The 17,963-nt window shown below is 69.6% G+C and carries 11 protein-coding genes; 8 read left to right on the top strand and 3 right to left on the bottom strand.

Annotated elements, in window-relative coordinates:
- Window positions 1–21: 21 nt before the first annotated feature.
- The 8 genes from OHA88_RS44275 (at window position 22) to OHA88_RS44310 (ending at window position 10,285) form a co-directional block, all read left to right on the top strand.
- Window positions 22–867: a hypothetical protein gene (locus OHA88_RS44275; RefSeq protein WP_328623672.1), complete on the top strand. Its 846-nt coding sequence runs from the start codon at window positions 22–24 to the stop codon at window positions 865–867.
- A gap of 32 nt (window positions 868–899) precedes the next feature.
- On the top strand, window positions 900–2,033 hold the full coding sequence (locus OHA88_RS44280; RefSeq protein WP_328623671.1) for a hypothetical protein: 1,134 nt from the start codon (window positions 900–902) through the stop codon (window positions 2,031–2,033).
- The gene (locus OHA88_RS44285) at window positions 2,030–3,544 is read left to right on the top strand and encodes a hypothetical protein (protein ID WP_328623670.1); all 1,515 of its coding nucleotides are present in this window, start codon (window positions 2,030–2,032) and stop codon (window positions 3,542–3,544) included. The genes OHA88_RS44280 and OHA88_RS44285 overlap by 4 nt, the downstream gene beginning before the upstream one ends.
- A complete protein-coding gene (locus tag OHA88_RS44290; RefSeq protein WP_328623669.1) occupies window positions 3,541–4,872 on the top strand; it encodes an AAA domain-containing protein in 1,332 nt (443 codons plus the stop codon). The genes OHA88_RS44285 and OHA88_RS44290 overlap by 4 nt, the downstream gene beginning before the upstream one ends.
- A 31-nt stretch (window positions 4,873–4,903) precedes the next feature.
- Window positions 4,904–7,162 carry a DEAD/DEAH box helicase gene (locus OHA88_RS44295; protein ID WP_328623668.1) on the top strand — a complete coding sequence of 753 codons (2,259 nt, stop codon included), beginning with the start codon at window positions 4,904–4,906 and terminating at the stop codon, window positions 7,160–7,162.
- A gap of 167 nt (window positions 7,163–7,329) precedes the next feature.
- Window positions 7,330–8,028, top strand: a complete 699-nt coding sequence (locus OHA88_RS44300) for a restriction endonuclease (protein WP_328623667.1) — start codon at window positions 7,330–7,332, stop codon at window positions 8,026–8,028.
- 263 nt (window positions 8,029–8,291) lie between these two features.
- Window positions 8,292–9,311 carry a hypothetical protein gene (locus OHA88_RS44305; RefSeq protein WP_328623666.1) on the top strand — a complete coding sequence of 340 codons (1,020 nt, stop codon included), beginning with the start codon at window positions 8,292–8,294 and terminating at the stop codon, window positions 9,309–9,311.
- An 83-nt stretch (window positions 9,312–9,394) separates the two neighbouring features.
- Complete coding sequence (locus OHA88_RS44310; RefSeq protein ID WP_328623665.1) at window positions 9,395–10,285, top strand: hypothetical protein; 891 nt, start codon at window positions 9,395–9,397, stop codon at window positions 10,283–10,285.
- A gap of 113 nt (window positions 10,286–10,398) precedes the next feature.
- Here the strand turns inward: OHA88_RS44310 and OHA88_RS44315 are convergent, their stop codons facing one another.
- From OHA88_RS44315 to OHA88_RS44325, 3 genes are read right to left on the bottom strand one after another with little or no spacing between them, the layout of a single operon-like run.
- The gene (locus tag OHA88_RS44315; RefSeq protein WP_328623664.1) at window positions 10,399–13,023 is read right to left on the bottom strand and encodes an RNaseH domain-containing protein; all 2,625 of its coding nucleotides are present in this window, start codon (window positions 13,021–13,023) and stop codon (window positions 10,399–10,401) included.
- The gene (locus tag OHA88_RS44320) at window positions 13,017–16,274 is read right to left on the bottom strand and encodes a hypothetical protein (RefSeq protein WP_328623663.1); all 3,258 of its coding nucleotides are present in this window, start codon (window positions 16,272–16,274) and stop codon (window positions 13,017–13,019) included. Before OHA88_RS44320 ends, OHA88_RS44315 begins: the two co-directional genes overlap by 7 nt.
- Window positions 16,271–17,428, bottom strand: coding sequence for a restriction endonuclease-related protein (locus tag OHA88_RS44325; protein WP_328623662.1), 1,158 nt, complete (start codon window positions 17,426–17,428; stop codon window positions 16,271–16,273). Before OHA88_RS44325 ends, OHA88_RS44320 begins: the two co-directional genes overlap by 4 nt.
- Window positions 17,429–17,963: the final 535 nt, after the last annotated feature.

Here is a 17,963-nt window from a genome sequence, read left to right on the forward strand (position 1 = left end):
GAATACGGTAGGGTGGCTACCATGCACGAGCATCTGGACGCACTCGAAGAGCGCATGCAACAGCTGCAGCAGGCCATGCGGCGCGCCCAACTGGCCCGTGACAACGATCAGATCAAACAGCTCCGCGACGACCTGCGACGCACCCAGCGCGCCTGGGACGCCCTGTTCGCGCAGGCCGAAGACGGCGACGGGAACGACACCCCCGACCAGGCCGCAAGCAGCGCTCCCACGGAGCCGCAGACCCTGCTGCCCGCACGCGAACAGGTCCACCAGGTCCTGACCCTGCTCGCCGTGCCTGCCGCCCCCAAACTCATCAGCACCGTCCACGAAGCCTTCTTCACCGGCGGATTGGCCCCCTCGCGATTGACCAGCCTGCGCCGCGACGAGGAGCGCTCATACCGCGGCGCCCCCGGCGCCCGCCCCTACTACCTGTGCCCGGCACTCACCTCCGACCTCCTCTCGCCCGCCCGCGGCCTGCTCACCGTCAGCACCTGGCCCCTGGAACAGCGCATCGTCGGCCCCCTCAGCGCCCGCGTCCACTTCCTCACCAGCGCCCTGAACATCGCGGACGCCGCCGAACGCCTCGACGCCGACACCCTGCCGCTGCCCGCCCGCCAACTCCTCGCGCGCTACGCCCAGAACATCCCCGGCGCCCAGCCCCCCATACCGCAGTCCAACCCGGCCGGCACACCTCTTGACCTGGGCCTGCTACGCCGCGCCGCCGAGGACGAACTCACCCTGCACACCGAAAGCGACACCATCAGCCGCACCCAGGCCGCCGCCCGGGCGCGCAGCCAGCTCGACGACGCGGCACTGATGTTCGGAGGGTCCTTCCAGTCCGCCCGCCGCCTGCGCTCCGTGCCCTGACCGCCTGCGCCCCGTCCCTGCAAGGAAACATCGTGAGTCTGCTCGACGACCGGCTCGACGCACTGCGTGGCCCCGTCTCCGCCAAAGGACACGACGCCCGCACCCTTGCGGCCCTGACCACCAACCCCGGCTGCAACCGCCGGGCCTTGCTGGACGCCGCCGGGGTCGACAAGGACGCCATCGCTGTCCACCTCGGTAAACCCCGCCCGCTCGCCAAATCCTCCATCGCCCTCCGAAACGGAGCCACCTTCGAACAGCAGGTCAAGGCCGACGGCTGCGCCGAACTGCTGCGCCTGCTGCGCGACGTCCTGAAGCTGCCGTTGCCCGAAGCCGCCCACACCGACCTCGCAGTCGTCGGCACCCAGGACGCCTCCCACCAGATCCGCTACACCCACACCCGCAACGCCGTCCTGGAAGCAGCCCGTTCCACCAGCCCCGCCCGCACGCTGCTGGACCACCCCATCCTGCAGCTGACCGTCGCCGGCAACCCCGTCTTCCTCGAACCCGACGTCGTCGCCTTCCAGATCGACGGCGTCTTCCACATCATCGAGATCAAGTCCTTCGCCATCGTCGACGACCAGGCCAGCCCGGTGAAAGTAGCCGCCGCCGTCACCCAGGGCGCCGTCTACATCCTCGCCCTGCGCGAACTCCTCGAAAAGGAGGGAATCGACCCCAACCAGGTCTCCCGCGACGTCATCCTCGTCACGCCCCGCAACTTCACCCGCCAGCCCACCGCCAAGGTCGTCGACGCCCGCAAGAAGATCGCCGCCCTCACCCGCCAGTTCGACCGGCTCACCCGCATCGAGCCGCTCCTCGACGCGCTGCCCGACCGCACCACCTTCGACCTCGCCCTCGACCAGGACGAACGGCCCACCCGCGACCCCAAAGAACTCATCGCAGCCCTGCAAGCCACCACCACCCGCTACACCCCCGCCTGCCGCCACTTCTGCGACCTGGCCTACGTCTGCCGCGGCGAAGCCCGCGACGACGGCCTGATCGACGTCCTGGGCAGCGACATCCGCGACGACCTCGGCGGCGTCGACCACATCGGCACCGCCCTGCGCCTCGCCGAGGGAACCCGTGAGCCCGCCCCGGACCAAGCCGACCTGGCCGCCGCCCTCCAGCACGCGCACACCGTCCGCACCCAACTGCGGGAGTCCGCATGAGCCGGCTTTCCACCCTGCTGCGCCTCGAGGCGGCCGAGACCGAAACGGTGCAGGACGCCAGTATGATCGGCCACTTCCACCTCACCGACCAGCCGCTGATCTTCCTGCCGCTCAACCGCTCCGGCACCGAAGCGACCCCGCTGGCCGTCATGCTCGGCAGCGATCCGGGCCATCCCCGCCTCCTCGTCGCCCCGCCAGGCGGGCGGCCCACCGCGTTCCGGGAAGAACTGGCCGACCACGTCCTCACCTACATCAACAGCTTCCAGAACACCGAACACCTGCCCGCGAAAGGCAAGAAGCCCTCTCGCGAACGTCACACCCATGCCCCTCAACTCCTGGTCGCCAACCGCAAGTCGATCCCCTACGTCCAGCGGCTCGGCCGCGCCCTGCGCTTCACGGACACGCCCGAGGGAACCGATCCGGCCCGCAGCGTCAGCCGCCTCGGCCAGTGGCTCACCTTCTTCGCCGACCACGCCGAACATCCCGGCTCCGCCTTCCTGCTGGCCCTGACCGACCTGCTCGCCACCCGCTGGATCACCGGCCAGAGCCGCCTGGAGGACGAGCACCTGGCCGCCCTCCTCGCCTGGATCGACCCACCCCCCGGAACCACGGGCCTGCGCGCCGCCCTAGAGGCCGAAAACCCCCAAGCGCCCGGCCCCGACGGCCGACTGCACCGACCCGCCGGCCCAGCCGCCGACCCCTCCTTCGACAGCTTCGAACTCGACCCCCTGCTGACGGCCTACGACACCGCCGTCAAAGAGGGCAACACCGCCGCGATACTCCGGCTCACCGACCGGCTGCACACCCTCCTCCACGATTACCTCAAGCCCACCTGGGACGACGCCTGGCACGCCCTCGGCCTGCTGCGCACCTCACCCCTCACCCAGGACGCCCAGCGCCGCTGGGCCGCCGACCGCGACCGCTTCACTGCCTACAGCACCTACCTCGCCGAAGACGGACGCCCTCAGCCCCGCAAGGACGACCCCGTCTCCGCCGCCCGCCGACTCGCCCGCATGGAACTGGCCCAAGGCGCCTTCGACGCCCACCGCGCCCTGGAAGACCCCTTCTTCATGGCCGAACGGCGCACCACCGGAGAAGCCCTCACCGGCACCGTCACCGACGTCGACGCCCACCACACCGTCCCCGGCGCCAGAAGCCCCAAACTGCGCCCGCGCCTGACCCTGCACACCACCGACCCGGTACGCCTGGACGTCGGACACCTGCTCGCCGGGCCCCGCAACCCCCGCGTACACCTGGCCGTGCGCGCCATCACGCCCCACAGCCGGGGAACGGATCTCCTGCTGGAGGTCACCACCCTCACCGGCACCGTGAACAAACCCAGAACCGACTCCGTCCCCGACGTCGGAGACACGCTCGAGCTCACCTTCGCCCCCGAATTCTTCAGCCGGCCCCCGTTCCCCAGCCGCGAGAACACCCCCTGGACCCACGGTGGCCCCCAGCACAACCACCCTGCCGCCGGCCTGGAGAAGACCGAGGAACCCCCGTCATGACCCAGCCCTCGATCCCGCCCGCGGAACTGGCCAACGCCGCCGTCGCCAGCATCCTCACCGCACTCACCGCCGGCACCGACCAGCCTCTGGTCGTCGACTCGCCCCCGGGCGCCGGGAAGTCAACCCTCGTCGTACGCGCCGCCCGCACCCTCGCCGCCGCCGGTGAACGATGCATCATCGTCGCCCAGACCAACCACCAGGTCGATGACCTCCTGATCAGCCTCGCCGACCCCGCAGCCCCCCGGCTGCGCGTGGGACGCCTCACCGGAGGCACCTACGAGGCACCCGAAGAAATCCTGGCCCTGACCGACACCATCATCAGCAAGGACATCAAAGACGTCCTCTCCTGCGACGTGATCATCGCAACCGCCATGAAATGGGCCTACGTCGACGGACCCCGATGGCAGTGGGCCATCATCGACGAGGCCTACCAGATGCGCTCCGACGCCCTCCTGCTGATCGCCAAACTCTTCGACCGTGCCCTCCTCGTGGGCGACCCCGGACAGCTCGACCCGTTCTCCATCGTCAGCACTCCCCGGTGGACCGGGCTGCCCCACGACCCCATGAACAACGCCGTCACCGTCCTGACGAACCACAACGACACCACCATCCACACCCTGCCCGTCTCCTGGCGCCTTCCCCCCTCAGCAGCCAGCCTCGTCTCCCGCGCCTTCTACCCCTTCACCCCCTTCCACCCTGGCACAGCGCCCGCCACCCGCACCCTCACCCTCACCACCCAAGGCCTGCACGACCCCTGCGACGCCACCGTCGAGGAAGCCGCCCGCACCGGCTGGGCCCTGCACGAACTCCCGCCCCGGCACACCGCACGCATCGACGCCGAGGCCGCCCACGCCGCCGTCGCCCTGGCCTCCCGCCTCCTGACCCGCGGAGCCGATGCCGTCTGCGAGAAACACCCCGACGGACGCCGCCTCCAGCCCGCCGACATCGCCATCGGCACCGCGCACCGCGAACAGGCCCGCCACATCCAGCAGTTCCTCAACCACACCCCCCACACCCGAGGAGTACGCGCCGACACCGCCAACCGCCTGCAGGGCCGCGAATTCGCCGTCACCATCGTCCTGCACCCGCTCTCCGGCCGCCGTGACGCCTCCGCCTTCCACCTGGAAGCCGGTCGCCTGTGCGTGCTGGCCTCACGCCACCGCCACGCCTGCATCATGGTCGCCCGCGCTGGCATCACCGACCTCCTCGACCGCCACCCCTCCAACGACCCCGTCCCGCTTGATGTCCCCGCCAAGTTCCCCGACGGCTGGGAAGCCCACCAGCACGTCCTCGAACACCTCTCCGAGCACCGCATCCCCGCCGCCTGACCAACCCCCTTCTGGAAGCCGCCCACTGCCCATGGCACCCACAGAGCTGACGCTGCGCCCCCACCAGAGGGACGCGGTCGCCGCAGCCACCCGGAACCTGACCCAGCACCCCCGCACGAGCGTGATCGCCGCCTGCGGCACCGGCAAGACCCTGATCGCCGCCCGCACCGCCGCCCGCACCGCACCACGCGGCCGTGTCCTCGTGCTGCTGCCGACACTGGACCTGCTGTCCCAGACCATCCGCTCCTGGCGGCTGGCCGGGCGTAAAGGCACCGCCATCGCGGTCTGCTCCGCGCGCCAGGCACTCGACCACGAACCAGTCGGTGCCGACGTACCCATGACCACCGACCCCGGTGAACTGGCCGCCCACATCCGCAAGACGGGACCAGGCTCGGTAACCGTCTACGCCACCTACGCCTCCCTGACTGCAGTGGTCACCGCGCACCGCGACCACCAACTGCCCCCCTGGGACCTGATCGTCATCGACGAGGCGCACCGCACGGCCGGCCGTCTCGGCAAGGCATGGGCCACCGTCCACCACGACGACCAGATCCCTGCCGCCCGCCGCCTCTACCTGACCGCCACCCCCCGCATCTGGGACCCCGACGACACCTCGGACGGCGACGGAGCAGAGGCAGTGGCCTCCATGGACGACGAAGACCTCTTCGGTCCCGTCGCCTACCACCTCAACCTCTCCGACGCCATCGACCTCGGGCTGCTCGCCGACTACCAGATCCTCGTCCCCGTCGTCACCGACACGGACCTGCGCGACTGGCTTGCCACGGGAGCTGGAGCCGGCGTCGACGGACTGCGCCTGGCCGGCCGCCAGGTCGCCGCCCTGCGCGCCATCCACGACCACCGGCTACGCCGCATCCTCACCTTCCACCACCGCGTCGCCGACGCCCGCGCCTTCGCCACCACCTTGACCGACACCGCCGCCACCCTCCCCACCGAACTGCGGCCCGAGGGGTTGTGGGCGGACTGGATCAGCGGCAGCCACGCCCCCCAAGTCCGCCGCCGCCTCCTCCTCGAGTTCACCTCTCACACCAGCCCCGACACCCCGGCTGTCCTGTCGAACGCCCGCGTCCTGGGGGAAGGCATCGACGTCCCCGACATCGACGCCGTCGTCTTCGGCGACCCCAAAAACAGCCCCGTCGACACCGTCCAGGCCGTCGGCCGTGCCCTGCGCCAAAAACCCGGCGCCGGGAAGAAGGCCACCCTTGTCGTCCCCGTCTACCTCACCCCCGACGAAGACCCCGACGACCTTCTGGGTGCCGACGCCTACACCCCGCTGTGGCGCACCATCCAGGCCCTGCGCGCCCACGATGACCGCCTCGACGCCCGCCTGTCAGACCCCCGCACCAACCGCCCCACCATGCCCGGCGAGGACCCCGAAGCCTGGCTCCGCTTCGACCGCCCCACCCAGGGCGAAGAAGTCGCCCTCGCCCTCTCCCTGCGCGTCCTCGCCCCCAAGAGCGCCGAATGGCGCCGCGGCCTGGCCGCATCCCGCAGCTACCACCACACCCACCACCACCTCGACGTCCCCCAGACCTACGAAGACCCCACCGGTTACCCCCTGGGCCGCTGGCTCACCTGGCAACGTCACCTCCACGCCAAGGGCACCCTCGACGCCGTACGCGTCCACGCCCTCGAGCGCCTCGGCATCATCTGGGACCCCCGCCAGCAGGCCTTCGACCGGGCACTGGCTCACGCCGCTGCCTACGTCGCCCGCCACGGCCACCTCGCCGCACCCGTCGAGGAAGTCCATGACGGCTTCCCCCTAGGCCGCTGGCTGGCCACGCAGCGCACCCGCGCCGAGACGCTCACCGACCTGCGTGCTGCTGCCCTCACTGCTCTGGACCGGCGGTGGAACCCGCCCTGGCCGATCACCTGGCAGCGGACCTACCACGCCGCCCGCCAGAGCCTGGAACGCAACGGGACGGCCGCGGAAGAAGAGAGGTGGCTTGAGGCCCAGCGCGCCCGATCCGACCGCCTTCACCCTGAACAGAGGTACATGCTGGCGGAGTTGGGACTCGTCGACCTGCCCGGCACGTCCGCCTCCCCGGCCGGGGAGGCGGACGTGCCGACGCGGGAGCGTGCCTTCCAGCGCGGGCTGGCCGCCGCACAGGCATTCCGCGCGCGAGAAGGCCATCTCAACGTCCCCCAGCGCCACATCGAGAAGATCGAAGGCGACCCCGTGCGCCTGGGCCAGTGGCTGAGCAACCTGCGCCGCCGTCGCTCCGGCCTCAACCAGCACAAGCAGGCAGCACTGGCTGAACTCGGCCTGTAAGCAGGCGAGCCCACCTCCTCGAACGGGGACCGGATGACGTCCGGCGCCAGCATGGGACGGGAGGTTCAAGCCAATGGCCTGAACAGCGCCCTGGCGGAGCTGCTCGGCATGCCCACACTGCACAGAAGGGAGGAACTGATACCGGCCCGGCGCACGAGGGAGCGTACATGGCGGCCAAACGCAACAGCAGAACTGCCCGCAGACTCCGCAACGCCCGGTACAAGGCGGCAGCAGGCGCGATCGCCGCACTGGTCCTGCTGGCCCTGCTGCGCCCCGTGATCTGGCTGTATATCGGCTCAATCCTTGTCGTCGTGGGAGCCGGCTGGATGGCGTGGCGGCTATGGCACACCGACAGGCTGCTGCGCAGCAAGGACGCCGCTTGGAGACGGCAGGAGCAGATCGCAGCAGGACAGCGGACGTTGGCGGTGATCGACACACTGTCTGGAACTCAGTTCGAGGAAGTGGTCGCAGAGTTGTGCCGCCGTGACGGCTGCACACAGGTACGCACAGTCGGCGGAACCGGAGACAACGGAGCCGATGTACTCGGCCGACTGCCAGACGGCCGGACCATGGTGATCCAGTGCAAGCGATACGCACCCCACCGAACGATCGCCAGCCGCGAAGTACGCGATCTGCTCGGAGCGAAGGTGCATTTCGCTGCCGATGTGGCCATCTTCGTTGCCACCACACGGTTCAGCCGCCAGGCCGAAGCGTTCGCCGTCGGCCACCAGATCCTCACCCTGCACCGTGACTTCTTCGGCCTGTGGAACAACGGGACACCGCTGTTAGCGCTGGCCGAAGTCAACGGACGCGGACAAGGAGGAGCCAGCCACCGATCACGCTGGAAACAGACCTACTCCAAGTGACCTCATACCGGGCCCGTGAGCGGCGAGACGGAAAGTCTGAGCGAGGAGCCGGACGGCCGCCCGAGGCCCGCGGCCCACGTGTTCCCGCTCCAGCAGGTCCCACGGTTCGCGTCCGTCGAGCAGATCGGTCAGCAGGCCACGAAGCTCCTGGTCGGGCGTCAGCGAGCCCATAGTGCTGTCCACGACCTCATCGTGGGAGCCGACTCTGACAATGGGCCCCGGTCCTGAGACCGGTTGTCAGAGGCGGCGTGTAGCGTCCGGCCGTGACTTACGGACTGACGCGCCTGCTGCGTACCGAAGACGACTGGGCGGACTTGCTGTGCTTCCTTGCCGAGCTTGATCCCGAGCCGCTCAGATCGGCCTTGCGCTTAGCACAGGGCACGATCACCGTTCGGCGCGAGGTCCGGGTGAAGGCACGCATAGGTGCGCCTACCGGTCGGGCCGACTTCGTCGTCCTGCTGGACGGCGTCGAGCGCGTGTTGATGGAGATGAAGCTCGGCGCCGGTGCTCACGGCCAACAGTTCGCGGCGTACGACGCCTGGGCAGAGGCGAAGGGCATACCGGCAGCTGACCGCTACCTGGTGGGCCCGAATGCCGATCCGATCCCGGACGGCCCGAGTACCTGGTCCCGTCGGCTCACTTTCCGCGGTCTCCTCGGCGGCTGGAACAGTTCATCGGACGACCTCGCCCGACTGCTGGCCGTCTGGGCGCATCAGCAGCTCGTGGTGCTGGAGGGCGAGGCGACCGGCCCGGCGGACCAGGCCTCGATTGCGCTCAGCGACGCACTGCGGCTGCGGCGACTGGCGCGCCTCACGCAGGCTGCAGCCCCAGAGGGCACGGTGTTCAACTTGCGGCAGCGCTCCCAGATGGGAGCTCCGAACATCTGCGCTTGGCGGGAGACGGAAGACGGCTATGTCGTCGCCGAGATCCAGCGCCTGCAGCCGAGACGCGGAACGGACAGCCCCTTCGAGATCCGCATCATGGTGCAGACGCCAGAGGCCACTTCCGCCGCCAACGGATTCCTCGCGGACCGCCATCAGAAATGGCTCGCCCGCAACAGCTTCGTCCAGCACGCAGGCCCCAGCGTGCAGGCACTGGTGATGGATCCGGAGGACGACGGATTCAAGAAGAAGCCAGGGGCGAAGGGCCATCCGCGGTACTACGGATACGAGGGCGGCGGGCATGGAAGCTCTGTAGTACTCCAGGACGCGGTCGACCTGAACGACATGGTCACGGCGTTCTCTGCCCTCCTGGAGTACCTCGCCACCTACCCAAAGCAGTAGACCAAGCCAGAGCGCGCTGCCGCCGACGGCCCGCCCGCCCGCCGCCGATCAAGACCACGTCAGCCCCCAGAAGGAAGATGGCCATGCCCCCTTCGATTCCCGCCAGCGTCGCGGTCGCTGACATGCGCCGGCTGGGCAACGCCGAGCCCCTGGAGCCCTACCCAGGCCGGGCCCGCGAACCCTGGATGTGCCGTCACATCCCGTGCAAGCAGGTCATCTATCCGAACCGCAACAACGTGATGAACGGGCAGGGGGCCTGCATCTGGTGCGCGCCGAACGCCCCGAAGAACCCGGAAGAGGCTGCGGCGGCGATGCTGGAACACGGCTTCATCGTGCTGGTGGACTTCCTCGGGACCGGTAAGCCGTGGCTGTCGCAGTGCGTCGCGGCCGGGCACATCGTGGCCCCCCGGTACGACAACGTCACCGGCCGCGACGGCGGCTGCCGGTTCTGCAAGCGGTACGGGCCCGGAGACCCGCACGAGGCGGTTGCCGACATGCGGGCCGTCGGCTTCCGTCCGCTGGAGCCGTTCAAGAACATCGCCTCGCCCTGGCTCTCGCTATGCGAGCGGTGCCAGAAGATCTCAGCCCCCAGGCTGAACAACGTCCGGAACAGGGGCGAGTGCTGCCAGCACTGCGCGAGTTACGGGCTGGACCCGGGCGCCCCGGCCCGCCTGTACGTCCTCTCCCACGCCGAGTACGGCGCCGTGAAGATCGGGATCACTGGACTGCGGACCCGCGAGGACCGCGTCGTTCGGTTCCAGAGCCACGGCTGGGTGCCGTTCGCTCAGATCCAGTTCGCCACGGGCGCGGATGCCTACCGCGTGGAGCAGAGGGTGATCAAGCTGCTCAGGGCTGAGGGGCACCCGGTAGTCCTCAGCGACGCACAGATGCCGATCGGCGGCTACAAGGAGACGTTTGACGCGGCGCGAGTCTCCGTCGGGCGGCTGCTCGCGCTTGCGGAAGCCGAGCGGTAGCGAATGGCGTCAGGCCGCGGTCCGCGGTCCGCGGGCCCCTGGCGACGGCGAGCCAGCCCCGCACCGCCGCGAGGTGCTCCGGACAGCAGCCCGCGACACCCACGCTATACGCGCTACCCGCCGAACCCTTCCTGATCGACGAAGCCGGGATGCTTCTCATCAGCGCTCTTGGCCAGATGCAGGGGCGCAGGAAGGTTGGTGCGCCCATCCCACATCGCCGCCTGCTCCGAGACCCGCGCGGCAAGACCGACCAGCTGCTCCTCTCGCCAGCCACCACAGTGGGCGACCACGTATTCGGTGCGGGTCATGGCGTGGAAGGGAGCGCCCATCTGGGCCAGCTGACCGCCGGGCAGAGTGCGGCGCGTGTACTGGGTACCGGTGCGCTGACCGCCGGCGTGCTGACGGGACTGCCCGGAAAACAGCCAGGACACCACGTCCCCGTGATCGTGACGGTAGAGGATCTTCTCCGGCATGACCGGCTGCAACGGGTTGCCCGGCAGCTTGCCCCCGCCACCGGTGCGCCGTGACGGCTGGGGTGTGCCCTGCCCGTTGCCCACTCTGACGATCGCCACATCCCACCCCTGGGCGATCAGGCTCTGCCCGGGAACAGCGCCGTCCCCGAGCCGGTCGTTGCACAGCCCGGGCCAGATCCGCTCACGCTCCTCGGCGAAGAGGATGATCGGAAGCCTGTTGCTGAGCGCGGTCAGCGCCCGGTCCACATAGGTGCGCACGTTCTCCGGGCCCCCATGGTCCTCCCGCAGATGGTGCCCTCTCTTGCCGATGGGACCGGCATGATGCAGGGCCCGGGCCTGGGCCAGGGGGAGCCAGCCCTGGTCGCTGTACATGAGGGTGGGCCAGTAGGCGTCCTCGCCCAGCGGGATCCGCATGGCGACCAGCGTGATGGCCAGCACGGCCGGTTTGCGGGGACGGCCGGGACGTTCGTCGAAGCGGTGGTAGCGGGTCCACAGCCCCACCGCCACGGCCTCCCGGTCCAGGGCGGTGTCCTTGGCGTTGCGGTGGAAGGCGGTGGCGGCCAGACGGTTGTCGATGATGCCGGAGTCGGAGTGCAGGCTGCCGAGCGCGATCTGCACCGCATGGTCGTCCTTGTAGGCGACGTCCGGCTCCGGCAGACCCTCGTTGCGGGCCCTGGCCCGCGCGACCTTCTCGGGCGTGTTCAGCCGGTAGGGATCGCCGGGATCGGAGTCCATGGTGATGAACTGCGAGGGGATGCCGCGCTCGGCGAAAAGCCCTTTGAGCGCGTGCTTGGCGTCCGCCACCCCCGCTTCCTTCTCCTGCTCGCTGGGATAGCGCGTCTCACACAAGGCCGCGACCAGCGCCCGCCCGGCACCCGGCTTGAACCAGGGCAGCGTGTTCAGGATCAGGCTGCGGTCGTGGCCGCCGTGGCGGACCAGTTCGGGCAGCCGCACCGCCACGAGCTCATACCCGGGCGCCAGGACCACCGGCTGCTCGTCGGGCAGATCGGCCAGTTCGGGCCGCGCGTAATCGCGGGCCAACTGCCCCATCACCCGCGTGTGCCACTGGACCGACTCGTACAGCACGACGGTGCGCACCGTATCGAGGCGGGCGCTTGCCATGGCGTCGGCCATCTTGCCGGCGGGCACGTAGGGCGGCAGGCTCCCGCCCGGCTTACTGATCTTGATAGATGTCCCGGAGTAGACGACGGGCTCCTGGCCGAGGACGTGGCCGGCGTGTTCCTCGAGCCGGGCGTGGAACATCGCCCCGGCGCCCTTGTCGATCGGGTGCTTGCCCGTGCGGTGCACTCCGCGCACCTCTGCCAGCTCGTCCAGCCCCGTCAGGGGCGGCTGGGGCAGGCGGCCGACGCCGCAGGCCTCGACGATCTGTGCCGTCGCCCCGCGGTAGCGGACGGCCGCGGGCTGCATGAATCCGTCCGGACCCTTCTCCCACCGGGTGGTGATCGGGGCCTTGAGGATGATGTCCGGATTGACGGGATGGCACAGCAGAACGTTGCGGATGCCCTTGTAATGGGTGGCGACGCGCGAGATACGCGCCGACAGATGCGCGATGAGCCTCTTGCCGCCGGGGGCGGGTTCGACCTCGATGTGGATGCGCTCCATGGCGTAGCCAGCGATGCGCCGGCGTTTGCCGCTCTCCTCGTCGATCCACGTCCGCTCGTGGACCAGCGGGGCCTGCCACGCCAGCAGGTCGCCCTCACTGTCGAGGTGGAACCGCAGCGCAGGCAGCGACTCGTCGAGCGGGAGCGGCTGGGCGGCCAGCATGCTCGCCAGCCGCCACCCGGCCACCCGGAACGCCCAGCGGGGACCGGTGATCCGCCCCATGGAGTCGCGGTGCAGCAGCGAACTGAGCGGCTGGGGCCCGTCGTCGGACAGCTGCAGCAGGGCGGCGAGGGTGTCACGGCCGTCATGCCCGTCCAGCCGCGTCTCCCACTCCCGCATCAGAGTGCGCACCACGGTCCCGTCCAGTGGCCCGGGCGTGACGATCACGCTCCGCCCGGCCCACCGGCCCGTCCGGGCGGGCCGGTCGGGGTTGGTGAACACCAGCCGTTCTCCGGTCACGGCGCGCGCCGCCGTCTGTAGGGACGCGATCGGCTGAACGGCGTCCTTGCCCCGCGGCCTCGGCAGCCGCCGCCAGGCCGGCGCGAACGCCTCGTCCTGCGGATAGACGTGCACCGTGCCCAGCAGCCGGTCATCCAGCGTGAAGGACAGGGTGAACAGGTGGCCGCGGTCGTCACTCACCATTCGCCCATCTCCTCTTCCTCATATCCGGTGGGGGAGTGTTCAGTCAGCCCCAGCAGGGCGTCGGTCATGGTGGTGCGGTAGACGGCGTCGATCAGCGGCATGTGGTCCTCGTCCTGCCATTTCCTGCGCAACTGTTCAAGGAGGGCGGGCAGCGTGGAATCGGCGGCGGTATGGGTGAAGGCGGCGTCCAGCAGCCGCAGCCGCCCGTGATCCCCGCCGCGGCGGGTGCGCCCGCCCAGCTGGATCAGCCGGGTCAGGATCTCCGCGACCACGGCGAGTTTGACGTCCTTGCCCAGTGACTTGAAGTAGCCCTGCCCGCTGCGGATGTCATCGAAGATCTGGCCCGCCGCGATCCGTAGCCGCTCCAGCTCTGCCGCGGGCTCCGGACCGGGCCGCCGCTGTCGGTAGGCGAGAGAGTTGACCAGGGACAGCAGGACCGGGGGGTCTTCCATCACCGGAATGGGCCGGTTGACCAGGCAGGCCACATGCAGCAGGGAGCGCCCGTCACGGTCGACGATGTTCAGGCCACGCTCGACCTGTGCCATGGGGGCGATCAGGTACCGGCACCGGCCGTGACCCACGGCGTGGGGGAACTGCTCGAGCCGGTTGCTGGGGATGGGCACCCAGCCCGGCGGCATCCGCTCCAGCGAGGCCATCTCCTGCGGCCGCACTGCCACGCAGATCTCCGATGCCGCGACCCCCACGTCGATCATGCCGCGGGCGAGCGCAGGGCCGGCGTCGTAGGCGGTCGGCGCAAGCAGTGCATACGCACGGTGCGCCGTGGCCGCATCGGCGGCCACCGCGTCGAGCTGCGCGGGAAGGTCCTGGCCGACGCTGCGCCCCATGGCCGTGTAAGCGCGCTCCCGGTTTACTCCGTCGGTGCCGGACACCACGATGCCCGCCCCGTTGTCCTGGCCAGCCTGTAGCTCGACGGTGAGGCTTCCGTTGACGTCGTCCGGCACGTACCAGGCCGGCTCCGGCAGGAGGTGATGACGCGGCGCGTATGGCATGAAGGCTGTGGCGGACATCCCGATCACCGCCCGGCGGGTGCCGGTATGGGCGAGCGCGGTCACCTCGCCCAAGTAGGCCAGGTGGGCGTGCGGATCCCCGACATAGGACTTCAGCCGCAGCGCCGTCTGGTGCCGGTCGCCAGGATCGAACGTCTCGGAGAACGCGAACAGCGCACGGCCCAAAGGACCGTAGGGGGCAGCCCGCCACGGCACGTGCGAGGCCAGCGCGTCCACCAGGCCGTTGCCGGCAGAGATCCCCGCCCCCTGCAACGGTGCAGCGACACCGACGATGCGGTGCAGGATGCTGCGCATCTCTTCCAGATACGCCCGCCGGGCCGCCAGCAGAGCCAGCGAGGACAGCCGCTTCTCGTCCGTCTCACCGGTGATCGCCGAAAACGCTTCTCCAACGCGCTTCAAGGTGGCGTGAGTGAGCCGATCCGACCCGCCGGCCAGATCCGTGACCGAGGACAGCAGTTCCCTCAGCTCGGCCAGCCCCTCGATCTCATCGGCGAACTCCAGCGGCCCCTCCCGCTTGTAGAGCTGGTTGACCGCCTGCATTTGCTGCTCAGTGGGCCGCTCCCCAGCCTCCAGCCTGAAGATCCGGGAGGCGAACATCCCATCCCAGCGGCGCGGCACCACCATGCTGCGCCGTTCCCGGTCGGGATGGATGACCCCGCCAACGAGGTGGGACACGTAGGACTCGGCCAGCCACACCAGGTGGTTGATCAGCGGCCGCAGGTACTGCTCAAGGCTCATCGGCAGCCGGTGGCAGTGCCGCCGGAACTGGCTGTCGAGCTCGCGTACCGGGGTGCGCTCCGCACCGTCCTGGGCCAGCAGCACCTGACGGGCCGCTTGGTCGAAAGCCTGCGCCTGCAGTGCATCGGCCTCGTCGATGATGACCAGATGACTGCGGTGCAGCAGGAGCTGCTCGGTGGTCATGCGCTGTCCCGGGGCAGGCCGGCCCGCCACCGGCGCGTGGATGTGCCCGGTGAGGAAGTTCGCATGGTTGGTGACGAGGATGTCCGCCGACGCCGCAGCCCGGTGGTGGCGGAACTTCCCGCAGCCGCCGCGCCACGGGCAGGCCAGGGTCTTGTCCGCTTTCGGCCCGTTGGGCTTGAGCTGGTCGCACGGCTCCTGGCCTGGCGTCCAGGCGTCCACTGCTTCGGAGGAGGTGGTGGCGTGCCCGGTCAGGGGGCAGCTGTAAGACATCTCCCGGTACACCCAGGTCCTGAAGTCCTCATCGTCCTGCGGGTTGCCGGCCGTCTGCTCGGCCAGATCCATCATGGATGCGGGAGAGACGACCGGCGTGACCTGCGCGGAGACCTCCAGGTCGGCCAGATCCTGCCGCAGCCGATACACAGTGGCCAGGACCTGCGCGCTCTGCGGAACGACCAGCGAGATCACCCGGCCCTGCTGGGCGCACCACACCGCGACGAGTTCACTCAGGACGTTCTTGCCCATGCCGGTGGGGGCGTGGAAGACCCGCAGCGGCCCGGCCTGGACGCGCAGGAGGTCGCCCACGTCCGTGCCGTCGCGGCCGCGGGCGTGCCGCCTGATGTCCGCGACCGCCTTGCGCCGGTAGTCCTGCCCGCGCAGTTCATCGAGCCGGCCCGCGATCTTGTCCAGGTCGGCGAAGGGGATCACCACCTCGTCCGCGACCGGGGCGTCGCCCAGCTCCTGCACCACGCTGGGAGCAGGGGGCCCTTGGTAGTCGAGGTCGTAGAAGACGTCCACCACCCGGCCGGAGGGGCTGAGCGCATCCCTAATCCGCAGGTCGCTGACGTAGGAGCCGGGTGGCGCAGGCTTGGGCACCAACTGCCCCTTGGCCGCGTTGTCCTCGAGCTCGTTCAGCAAGGCATCGATGACGGCTTCCTCGTCGCCCACGGGGAGGATCAGCACCTGCTCCTCCCCGTCGGCCGGGGCGAACTCGACCGCCTCACCGCTGCCCAGGACCGCTGCCGTCTCCGTGACAAACACCGAATGGGAGGCAAGGACAGCCGGCCGCTGCCGCAGCATCCGCGTGATCCGTACCTGATCGGGCAGAGCCAGAGCAGGCCAGCCGTCCCACAGATGCATCTGCCCCGTGGCCAGGAAATGCGCATCAGCAAGATCCACCACACGCCGCCACGCTGCCTGCTCCTCCAGCGCCCGGTTGGGGAACACCCGTGCGGCCAGCAGGATCGCCGCCCGCAGCGTCAGCGGCACGCTGACGGAGTACCTCGCGTTCTTCAGCGACGTCATGCGTCCATCCCCTTCAACCGCCGGGTCACGGCCGCCTTGAAACGGCTGACCGTGAACACGCTGTAGCGTTGCCCGTCAGCAGTCCCGAGCGCGTCGAGCCCGGACTGCAGCTGATTGACTTGGCTGCGCCGGTAGTTGGGCACGACCACCGTCTCCCCGGCAGGTGGCCGGTCGATGATCGTCTGCGCGTCCTGGTGGTCTTTGACGTCCACTCGCCAGCGCTGCCCGTCCGCCAGGTAGACGCCGATATCCCACTCATCCAGGTTCTCCCAGCGCTCGACCCGCACCCCCTCCTGCTTCTCCAGCCACTGCATCAGGCCCACCTCACTCAGCCCGGGACAGGTGATGTACCGCCACACCCCCCAGTCCAGGCACAACACGCCCTCCGCCGGCTCCGCAGCCGTCGCCAACCGGTCCCGCCCACCGGTCAGTGCAGGCGGCCCACCCCGTTTGCCAGTGCCCGCGACCAGACCGAACCGGCTCTGATGCGGCGGGTACTCACACCGCAACTGCCCACCCCGCAGCACCATCGGATACCGGCACTGCGGACACGGCCACAACCACGACGACGCCCCTACCCAGACCCGGTCCGAGGGAACAGGCCGGTACACGTCCATCCGTGCCGTGCCACGCCGCGAGTACTCCTCGACCAATGCCCGCTGCGTGCCGTACGGCACCTCGGTCAGCATGGTTCGCGCCGCCACATAGCCGGCCTGCCCGCCGGAGCGGATGTGCCGAAAGGCAGCCCGCTCCGTCTGCTCAGCCGTCTGCCGAACCCACGCCGGAAGCCACGTCCCGCCGAGATCGAAGTATCCGTCGTCCCCGTACAGGGCCTCCAGATAGTTCATCCCCGCCTCGAAGGCCTCCTCGGTCAGCTCACCGTTGTCCGTCAGGACAACCAAATCCCCCATTTCCGAAGGCAGTTCATCCCACGCCAACGGCACCCACTCCCGCAAGCGAACCGGCAGCAAGTCGATCATCTCGGCAGGCGTCGAAGGGCCTGCCCTCACGGGCAGACTGGACAAGAGCACTCCATGCATACGAGACAGCTCCCGCCACGCACGAGGCTCCTCAACCCGGTTGATCCACGCCGCACCGGCCCGCAGAGCAGCGCTAATGATCCTCCGAGCGGCAACATGCTGACTGACAGGCACAGCTCACCACCCCTCCACGCCCCACCAGTGGTATTCGGGGCTCATTCCAGACGGGCCAACAACTTCCGGAACATACAGGCCGGGTCTGACAACGCACTCCAAAACCGGCGAAGACGTGCCCCGCGGCAGCGGGGCACTACAAGAACCGGACATGCCGGCAGACGTGCCCCGCGTGCTCCGTTCTGTTGGCCCGTCAGGGCCAAAGCGCACCCGCCCAGGTACGCCAGAGGGGGAGAGGAACCGGATAACTGTCTAAAAAACCCTTACGACATCACGGCGCCGTAGGCGCCGAGATGCACCGAACCCCTGCCCGGCAGGGCAGGGAACCCGAACCCACCCGACACCCCACTGTCATGCCGTCAGGCATGACACCTGAGCATGCGACAGCGGGGCCGCCAGGCCCCGGTTCTTCCTCTGTTGGCCCGTCAGGGCCAACCCAGCCAACTCACAGTCATGCCGCCAGGCATGACGACGCGTCACCTCGGGCCGTCAGGCCCGTAGTTGGGCCGCCAGGCCCAACTGAAGAGCCGACAGG

This window comes from Streptomyces sp. NBC_00353, from assembly GCF_036108815.1.
GTDB lineage: Bacteria > Actinomycetota > Actinomycetes > Streptomycetales > Streptomycetaceae > Streptomyces.